Below are 7,685 nucleotides of genomic sequence, written 5' to 3' on the forward strand. Positions count from 1 at the left end.
GGTCGATTCCATGCTGAACATCGCAGGTCTGCGCGCCGATACCCCCGGCTGCGCGAACCAGGTATTTCTCGACAGCGCGGGGTCGTCCCTGCCGCCGCGGATCGTGGTCGACACCGCCATCGCGCACCTGCGCCGGGAGGCGGAGATCGGTGGCTACCGCGCCGCGAACGAACGGCTCGGCGATCTGGACGCGGTCAAGACGGCCATCGGCGAGCTCATCAATGCCGACGCCGCGGGCATCGCGCTCAGCGACAGCGCCAGCCGCTCGTGGTCCGATTTCTTCTATTCGGTGCCCGTGGGCCCCGGCGATCGCATCCTCATCTCCGGCGCGGACTACGCCAGCAATGCCATCGCCGCCCTGCAGCGCGCCCGGCAGACCGGCGCGACCGTCGAGGCCATTCCCAGCGACGGCAGCGGCCAGCTCGATCTGGACGCGCTCGAATCCCTGCTCGACGACCGCGTGAAAATCGTGTCGCTGCTGCATGTTCCGACCAATGGCGGCCTGGTCAACCCGGTCGCCGAGGCCGCCCGCATCGCCCGCCGCGCGGGTGCGCTGACCCTGCTCGACGCCTGCCAGTCCGCCGGCCAGCTGCCCCTGGACGTCGCCGAACTCGGGGTGGACGCGCTGTCGGCCACCGGCCGCAAATGGCTACGCGGCCCGCGCGGCACCGGCTTCCTCTACGTCCGCCCCGAACTCGCCGTCACCCTCGAGCCCGGCCGCCTCGACCTGCACAGCGCGCAGTGGACCGATCCGCAGGACTACACCCTCGCCCCCGACGCCTCCCGCTTCGAATTCTGGGAATGCGATGTCGCCGGCCGCCTCGGCCTCGGCGCGGCCGTGCGCTACCTGCTCGATCTCGGTCCGGCGCAGGTCTACGCGGCCATTGCCGAGCGCGCCGAATACCTGCGCAAGGCCCTGCCGGAGATCCCCGGCGTCACCGTGCGCGATCGCGGCACCCAGCACGCGGGCATCGTCTCCTTCACCGTGGACGGCCTGACCGGCATCGAGGTGCGCGACCGCCTGGCCGCCCAGGCCATTACCGTGACGGTCAGCCACCGCTCCTCCACGCTGCTGGATATGACGGCCCGCGACCTGGACTCGGTCGTGCGCGCCTCCCCGCACTGCTTCGTGGATTTCGACGATCTGGACCGCTTCATCACCGCCGTCGCCGGACTCCGCTGACCGCGACACGCGCGAATACAGGGCGGCCGGTCGGCCGGAAAGGGTTACCGGGCACGCGCGGGGGCGGGATAGTTGAGGTGCAGGGCAGCGTGTGAGGAGTCGACCGTGAGCCGCTTCACCGACGAAATGTATGCGACCGCGCGCACATCCGCGCACGGGCTGGTGACCGGCGAACCGGACGCGCCGAAACGGCAGACCTGGGGCGAGATCCACCAGATCGCGCGCCGCATGGCGGGCGGGCTGGCGGCGGCCGGCATCGGGCGCGGGGACGCGGTGGGCGTGCTGGCCGGAATGCCCGTCGATATCGCCCCCGCCTGCCAGGCGGTGTGGATGCGCGGGGCGTCGATCACCATGCTGCACCAGCCCACACCGCGCACGGATCTGATGATGTGGGCGCGGGACACCGAGACCGTGCTGCACATGATCGAGGCCCGGGCCGTGATCCTGGGCGCGCCGTTCGAGGCGGCGCAACCGTTGCTCGTCGAGCGCGGCATCACCGTCATCACCATCGACTCCATGCGCGCGGGCGCGGCCGCCGACCCGCTGGAGACCGGCGAGGACGATATCGCCCTGTTGCAGTTGACATCCGGCTCGACCGGATCTCCCAAGGCGGTGCGGATCACGCACGGGAACTTCTACGTCAATGCCTACGCCATGTTCGATCGGGTGAAATACCAGCTCGACGACGATGTGATGATCAGCTGGCTGCCGCTGTTCCACGATATGGGGATGGTCGGATTCCTCACCGTGCCCATGCAATTCGGCGCGGAGGTGGTGTGCGTGACGCCGCTGGACTTCCTCATGCGGCCGATACTGTGGGCCGAGCTCATCTCGAAATATCGCGGCACCGTCACGGCCGCACCGAATTTCGCGTATTCCCTGCTGGCGCGCAAACTGCGCAATGCCGATGACGGCGCCGTCGATCTGAGCAGCGTGCGCTACATGTGGAACGGCGCGGAACCGGTGGACGCCGACACCATGGAGGCCATGGCCGCCGCCGGCCAGCGCTTCGGGCTGAACCCGATGGCCCTGACGCCGGTCTACGGCATGGCCGAAACCACCTTGGCCGTCTCGGTTCCCGATCCCGGGCTCGGGCAGGTGCTGGATTTCGTCGACGCGGATCTGCTCGAAGCCATCGGCAAGGCGGTGCGGGTGCGCGATCCCGCACACCACCACGGCACGGTGCGCCGGCTGCCCACGCTCGGCTATCTGGTCGACAACCTGGAGGGCCGCATTGTGGACGCGGACCGCAATCCGCTGCCGGTGCGCTCGGTCGGCGTGATCGAATTACGCGGCCCGGCAGTCACTTCCGGCTATGTGACGGTGGACGGATTCCGCAGTGCGGTGGATTCCGAGGGCTGGCTGGACACCGGCGATATCGGCTATTTCACCGAGGACGGCCTGGTGGTGGTGTGCGGCCGCATCAAGGACGTCATCATCATGGGCGGGCGCAATATCTTCCCCACCGATATCGAGCGAGCGGCCTTGCGCGTCAAGGGAGTCCGGCCCGGAAACGCGGTCGCCGTCCGCCTGGACGCCGGGCAGAAACGCGAGAGTTTCGCGGTGGTCGTGGAAAGCAACGACCACCAGAATCTCGACGAGGTGAAACGCATCGAACACGATGTCGTGCACGCGGTCTTCTCGGAAGTCGGTGTGCGGCCACGCAGCGTGACCGTGCTCGGCCCGGGCGCGCTGCCGAAGACATCCTCCGGCAAGCTCCGCCGCTCCGCGACCGCCGCGCACCTGTCCTGAATACGACTTCGCCCCCGCCGCGAATGCGGCGGGGGCGAAGTCGGAACAGCTCAGTGCAGTTGATTCTGCGCGGGCTCCAAACCCACCCGCAGCAGCAGCTCGACCGCGTCCGCGGCCTGCTCGACGATGACCGGCAGTTCCTTGCGCTCCGGCGCGGCGAACGGCTTCAGCACATAGTCGGCGGGATCCTGCCGGCCCGGCGGACGCCCGATGCCGAACCGGACCCGCAGGTAGTCCTTGGTGGTCAGCGCCTGCGACATGGAGCGCAGGCCATTGTGCCCGCCCTCGCCACCGCCCTGCTTGAGCCGGATGGTGCCGAAGGGCAGATCCAATTCGTCGTGCACGGCAATGATGTCGCTCGCGGGCACGGAGAAGAACTTCGCCAGCGCGGCAACCGGCCGCCCGGACAGGTTCATATAGCTGCGCGGCTTGGCGATGAGCACCTTGCGCCCGTCCAGGCGCGCCTCCAGGAGATCGGCGCCCGACTTCTTGTGCACGGTGAAACGGCCGCCGACGCGCTCCGCGAGCACATCGGCGACCATGAACCCGACATTGTGCCGGGTGCGCTCGTATTCGGTTCCGGGATTCCCCAGTCCGACCACGAGCACGGGCCCGGCATCAGTCACGGTCATCGCGGTGACTTCTGCTGAAAGTCGTTGCGAGAGGCCGAATTATTCGGCGGCTTCCTCGGCGGCGGCCTCGCCCTCGGCCTCTTCCTCGACGGCGGCGGCCGGGGCGGCGATGATGTTGACGATCAGCGCCTCCGCGTCACCGGCCAGGGTGACGCCCTTCGGCAGCTCGATGGCGCCGGCGGTGATCTGGGTGCCCGGCTCGGCGCCCTCGATGGAGACCTCGATGGCCTCGGGCAGCTTCAGCGCGTCGGCCTCGACGGACAGGGTGGTGGCTTCCTGGGTGACCAGGGTGCCGGAGCCGGCCTCGCCGACCAGGGTGATGTGCACATCGGCGGTGACGCGCTCGCCGCGGCGGATGATCAGCAGGTCGGCGTGCTCGATGTAGCGGCGCAGCGGGTGGACGACGACCGACTTGGTCATGGCCAGCTGCTTCTTGCCGGCGATGTCCAGGTTCAGGATGGCGTTGGTGCCGTGCGCGCGCAGGATGGCGGCGAAGGCCTTGGCGTCGACGGCCAGGTGCTGCGGCTCTTCGTTGTGGCCGTAGAGCACGGCGGGAACGTTGCCGTCGCGGCGGGTCCGACGCGCGGCACCCTTACCGAACTCGGTGCGTACGGTGGCTTCGAGAAGGTTGGCGTCGGACATGACTGTCTACTCCTGGGGCTCGTCCGGGCTGTGTCAGCGGGTGTGCCAGGGGTACTGGTGCCGCCCTGGCTGTGTTGGTCTTCTCGTCAGGCGAGAACCGAACATGGGACGGCCCGAAGCCGAGCCGCGTCGATCACGGTGGACAACTGGGTGTCGCACCCTCGCCGAGACAACCCGAGAACCTTAACACGCACCCGATTCCCCCTTGAAATCGGACCCCCCGTGCACTAATGCGCGCCGGTCTTGAAGGTCGCGGCGTAGCAGTCCACGTACGGACGGCCGGAACGGCGCACGATATCGGCCATCAGGTCATCGGTGGCGCGGCGCACGGCCTGCTGATCGGCGGGCAGGAAGTAGCGGGGGCGGCCGAAGGAGATCCGCACCTTGGCCGGGCGCAGAAAACGGCGGTTACGGGGATTGACGCGATCGGTGCCGGACAGCACCACCGGGACCACCGGCGCGCCGGTGTGCATGGCGACCCGAATGACGCCGGTGCGGCCGCGATAGATCCGGCCGTCCGGGGAGCGGGTGCCTTCGGGGTGGATGCCCCACATGCCGCCGTTCTCCAGAATCCGGATCGCCGCCGCCAGGGAATCGGAGCCGGCGCTGCCGCCGGAGCGGTCGACCGGGACCTGTCCGGTGGCGTTCATGACCCAGCGGTTGATGCGGCCGCGCACGCCGCCCTCGGTGAAGTACTCCTGTTTGGCGATGAAGGTGAGGCGGCGCGGCAGCACCAGGCACAGGTAGAGGGAATCGACCACGGCCAGGTGATTGGCCGCGATGATCACCGGGCCGTCCTTCGGAACATGCTGGAGTCCTTCGATTTTCGGCCGTCCCAGCAGCCGCAGTATCGGACCGACCAACACGTACTTCAGGAACCAGTACGACACGAAAACCCTCCCCGGAGAAGAACGTACGGACATTGCTACCCGAGCCCCGGCACTGCTGTCGACCCACGCTGCAGCGGCACACAGCACCGTGCCGGGTGCCGTTCGCCTCGTTTAGGCTGGTAGCCGGGACGATCACCGCAGCAAGCGAGGACGGAAATCGATGACCGCGACACTACCGGCGTGGATGTATCCGCCGAGGCCGACCGGATGGGAAGCGGACGACCTCGACCGGATCCCCGACCTGCCCCGCCACACCGAGTTGATCGACGGAGCGCTGATCTTCATGATGTCTCCCCAGCGGTCGTGGCACGACCGCGTGGTCCGACGGCTGACCGCGGCTGTGGAGGACCAGGCGCCGGACGGTCACACCGTGGAGGCGCAGATGACGGTGAAGCTCAGCAAAAGCAGCCGGCCGGAACCCGACGTGGTCGCCGCGGTGGTTCCGTACGACCCGAATCGGACCTGCTTCCTTCCGGAGCAAGTCGCCCTGGTGGTCGAGGTCGTCTCGGATGAGTCGCAGGAGCGCGATCGCGAAACCAAGCCGTTCAAGTACGCACGCGCGGGCATTCGGCATTACTGGCGCATCGAGGATGAAGGCGGCATTCCGGCCGTTCACTCCTACGAACTCGATGACACGACTCGTTCCTATGTCCCCACCGGAATCCATCGCGGCCGACTCGTGCTGACCGTGCCATTCTCGATCGAGATCGACCTGAGCGCGCTCGCGCGCTGAACCTGCGCGAAGCCTGGCCGATCACGCTCGGGGCCAGCGGACCGGCTGGTTGGGCGATACCGCGTGTCGCGTAGCCTGGACCGGTTGCCTCGTCTGCAAAAGGAGTCCCCCGTGAGTTCCCCGACCACCAACGCGACCACCGCATCCGGGCTGGCCGACGAGGTGGCGCGGCGGCGCACCTTCGCGGTGATCTCGCATCCGGACGCCGGTAAGTCGACGCTCACCGAGGCCCTCGCGCTGCACGCCAAGGTCATCTCCGAGGCCGGCGCGGTGCACGGCAAGGGCGGGCGCAAGGCCACCGTCTCCGACTGGATGGAGATGGAGAAGGCCCGCGGCATCTCGGTCAGCTCGACGGCGCTGCAGTTCGAATACGGGGACTGCGTGATCAATCTGGTCGACACCCCGGGCCACTCCGACTTCTCCGAGGACACCTACCGGGTGCTCACCGCCGTCGACGCGGCGGTCATGCTCATCGACGCCGCCAAGGGCCTGGAACCGCAGACGCTCAAGCTTTTTCAGGTGGCGCGGGACCGCGGGATTCCGGTGATCACCGTCATCAACAAGTGGGACCGGCCCGGTCAGGCGCCGCTGGAACTGCTCGACGAGATCGTCGAGCGCATCGGCCTCACCCCGACCCCGCTGTTCCTGCCGGTGGGCATTGCCGGGGACTTCCGCGGCCTGCTGCGCCGCGGCGACGAGGGCGCACCCACCGAGTACATCCATTTCACCCGCACCGCGGGCGGCGCGACCATCGCGCCCGAGGAGCATTACACCCCGGAGCAGGCCGCGGAACGCGAAGGCGACACCTGGACCACGGCCGCCGAAGAGAGCGAATTGCTCTCCGCCGCAGGCCAAGACCACGACCAGGAGCTGTTCCTGGCCGGGCACACCTCCCCCGTCATCTACGCCTCCGCCATGCTGAACTTCGGCGTCCGGCAGATCCTCGACACCCTCGTCGAACTCGCGCCCGCGCCGCGGCCCCGCAATGACGTGGACGGCAAACCGCGCGAGACCACCGACCCGTTCAGCGCGGTCATCTTCAAGGTGCAGGCCGGCATGGACTCCGCCCACCGTGACCGGCTCGCGTTCATGCGCATCGTGTCCGGGGAATTCGAGCGCGGCATGGTCGTGACGCATGCCCAGACGGGGCGGCCGTTCGCCACCAAATACGCGCTGACCGTCTTCGGGCGGGAACGTTCCACCGTCGACACGGCGTACCCGGGCGATGTGGTCGGTCTGGTCAACGCGACCGCGCTGGCTCCCGGGCACACCCTGTTCGTGGACAAGAAGGTGCAGTTCCCGCCTATCCCGTCCTTCGCTCCCGAACACTTCGCCACTCTGCGCGCCCAGAGCCAGGGCAAATACAAGCAGTTCCGCAAGGCCATCGACCAGCTGGATTCCGAAGGGGTCGTGCAGATCCTGCGCAACGACACCCGCGGCGACGCCTCCCCTGTTCTGGCCGCCGTCGGCCCGATGCAGTTCGAAGTCATGACGGCTCGCATGCTCGGCGAATACAACGTCGAAACCCAGCTGGATCACCTGCCCTACCAACTGGCCCGCCGCACCGACGCCGCCTCCGCCGCCGAACTCAACCGCCAGCGCGGGGTCGAGGTCTTCACTCGTACGGATGGGGCGCTTTTGGCGCTTTTCAGCGACAAGTGGCGCTTGCAATACATCCAGAAGGAAATGCCTGAGCTGACGCTCGAGCTGCTGGTCGCGGGCACGGAGTAGGTGGGAAGACGGGTGGGTCTGCGCTAGAAACGCTCGTGGCTGTGTTTAATTTGCCTCCGCTTCGCTCCGGCGGGGTTCGGGGGCGGGACGGGGAGAAATTTAACAACCGCCGGCCCAGCCCG

Annotated in this window: 7 protein-coding genes; 4 read left to right on the top strand and 3 right to left on the bottom strand. The window is 68.1% G+C overall.

The window, feature by feature from the left end; all coding sequences use genetic code 11:
• Window positions 1–10: 10 nt before the first annotated feature.
• Together ACFVIV_RS29250 and ACFVIV_RS29255 are read left to right on the top strand one after the other, a co-directional pair.
• On the top strand, window positions 11–1,183 hold the full coding sequence (locus ACFVIV_RS29250) for an aminotransferase class V-fold PLP-dependent enzyme (protein WP_379201768.1): 1,173 nt from the start codon (window positions 11–13) through the stop codon (window positions 1,181–1,183).
• Window positions 1,184–1,288: 105 nt separating this feature from the next.
• The gene (locus ACFVIV_RS29255; RefSeq protein WP_379201770.1) at window positions 1,289–2,935 is read left to right on the top strand and encodes a fatty acyl-AMP ligase; all 1,647 of its coding nucleotides are present in this window, start codon (window positions 1,289–1,291) and stop codon (window positions 2,933–2,935) included.
• A 50-nt stretch (window positions 2,936–2,985) separates the two neighbouring features.
• Here ACFVIV_RS29255 and pth read toward each other — a convergent pair whose 3' ends face one another.
• From pth to ACFVIV_RS29270, 3 genes are all read right to left on the bottom strand, one after another.
• Entirely contained in the window at window positions 2,986–3,567 is a 582-nt protein-coding gene (pth, locus tag ACFVIV_RS29260) for an aminoacyl-tRNA hydrolase (protein ID WP_379201772.1), read from the bottom strand.
• 39 nt (window positions 3,568–3,606) lie between these two features.
• Window positions 3,607–4,209 (bottom strand): 50S ribosomal protein L25/general stress protein Ctc, encoded by a 603-nt coding sequence (locus ACFVIV_RS29265; protein WP_379201774.1) that lies wholly within the window; start codon window positions 4,207–4,209, stop codon window positions 3,607–3,609.
• Window positions 4,210–4,436: 227 nt separating this feature from the next.
• Window positions 4,437–5,099, bottom strand: coding sequence for a lysophospholipid acyltransferase family protein (locus tag ACFVIV_RS29270; protein ID WP_379201776.1), 663 nt, complete (start codon window positions 5,097–5,099; stop codon window positions 4,437–4,439).
• Window positions 5,100–5,259: 160 nt separating this feature from the next.
• Here ACFVIV_RS29270 and ACFVIV_RS29275 point away from each other — a divergent pair, with 160 nt between their 5' ends.
• Window positions 5,260–5,832 (top strand): Uma2 family endonuclease, encoded by a 573-nt coding sequence (locus ACFVIV_RS29275; protein ID WP_379201778.1) that lies wholly within the window; start codon window positions 5,260–5,262, stop codon window positions 5,830–5,832.
• A 111-nt stretch (window positions 5,833–5,943) separates the two neighbouring features.
• Window positions 5,944–7,563 carry a peptide chain release factor 3 gene (locus ACFVIV_RS29280; RefSeq protein WP_379201780.1) on the top strand — a complete coding sequence of 540 codons (1,620 nt, stop codon included), beginning with the start codon at window positions 5,944–5,946 and terminating at the stop codon, window positions 7,561–7,563.
• The last annotated feature ends 122 nt before the right edge of the window (window positions 7,564–7,685 follow it).

Origin of the sequence: Nocardia sp. NPDC127526, assembly GCF_042672265.1 — a bacterium.
Lineage (GTDB): Bacteria > Actinomycetota > Actinomycetes > Mycobacteriales > Mycobacteriaceae > Nocardia.

Excerpts from the sequence above, each read along its gene's own strand:
- ACFVIV_RS29250 (WP_379201768.1), top strand. The coding sequence starts at position 11 with ATGCTGAACATCGCAGGTCTGCGCGCCGATACCCCCGGCTGCGCGAAC.
- pth (WP_379201772.1), bottom strand. The coding sequence starts at position 3,567 with ATGACCGTGACTGATGCCGGGCCCGTGCTCGTGGTCGGACTGGGGAAT.
- ACFVIV_RS29265 (WP_379201774.1), bottom strand. The coding sequence starts at position 4,209 with ATGTCCGACGCCAACCTTCTCGAAGCCACCGTACGCACCGAGTTCGGT.
- ACFVIV_RS29275 (WP_379201778.1), top strand. The coding sequence starts at position 5,260 with ATGACCGCGACACTACCGGCGTGGATGTATCCGCCGAGGCCGACCGGA.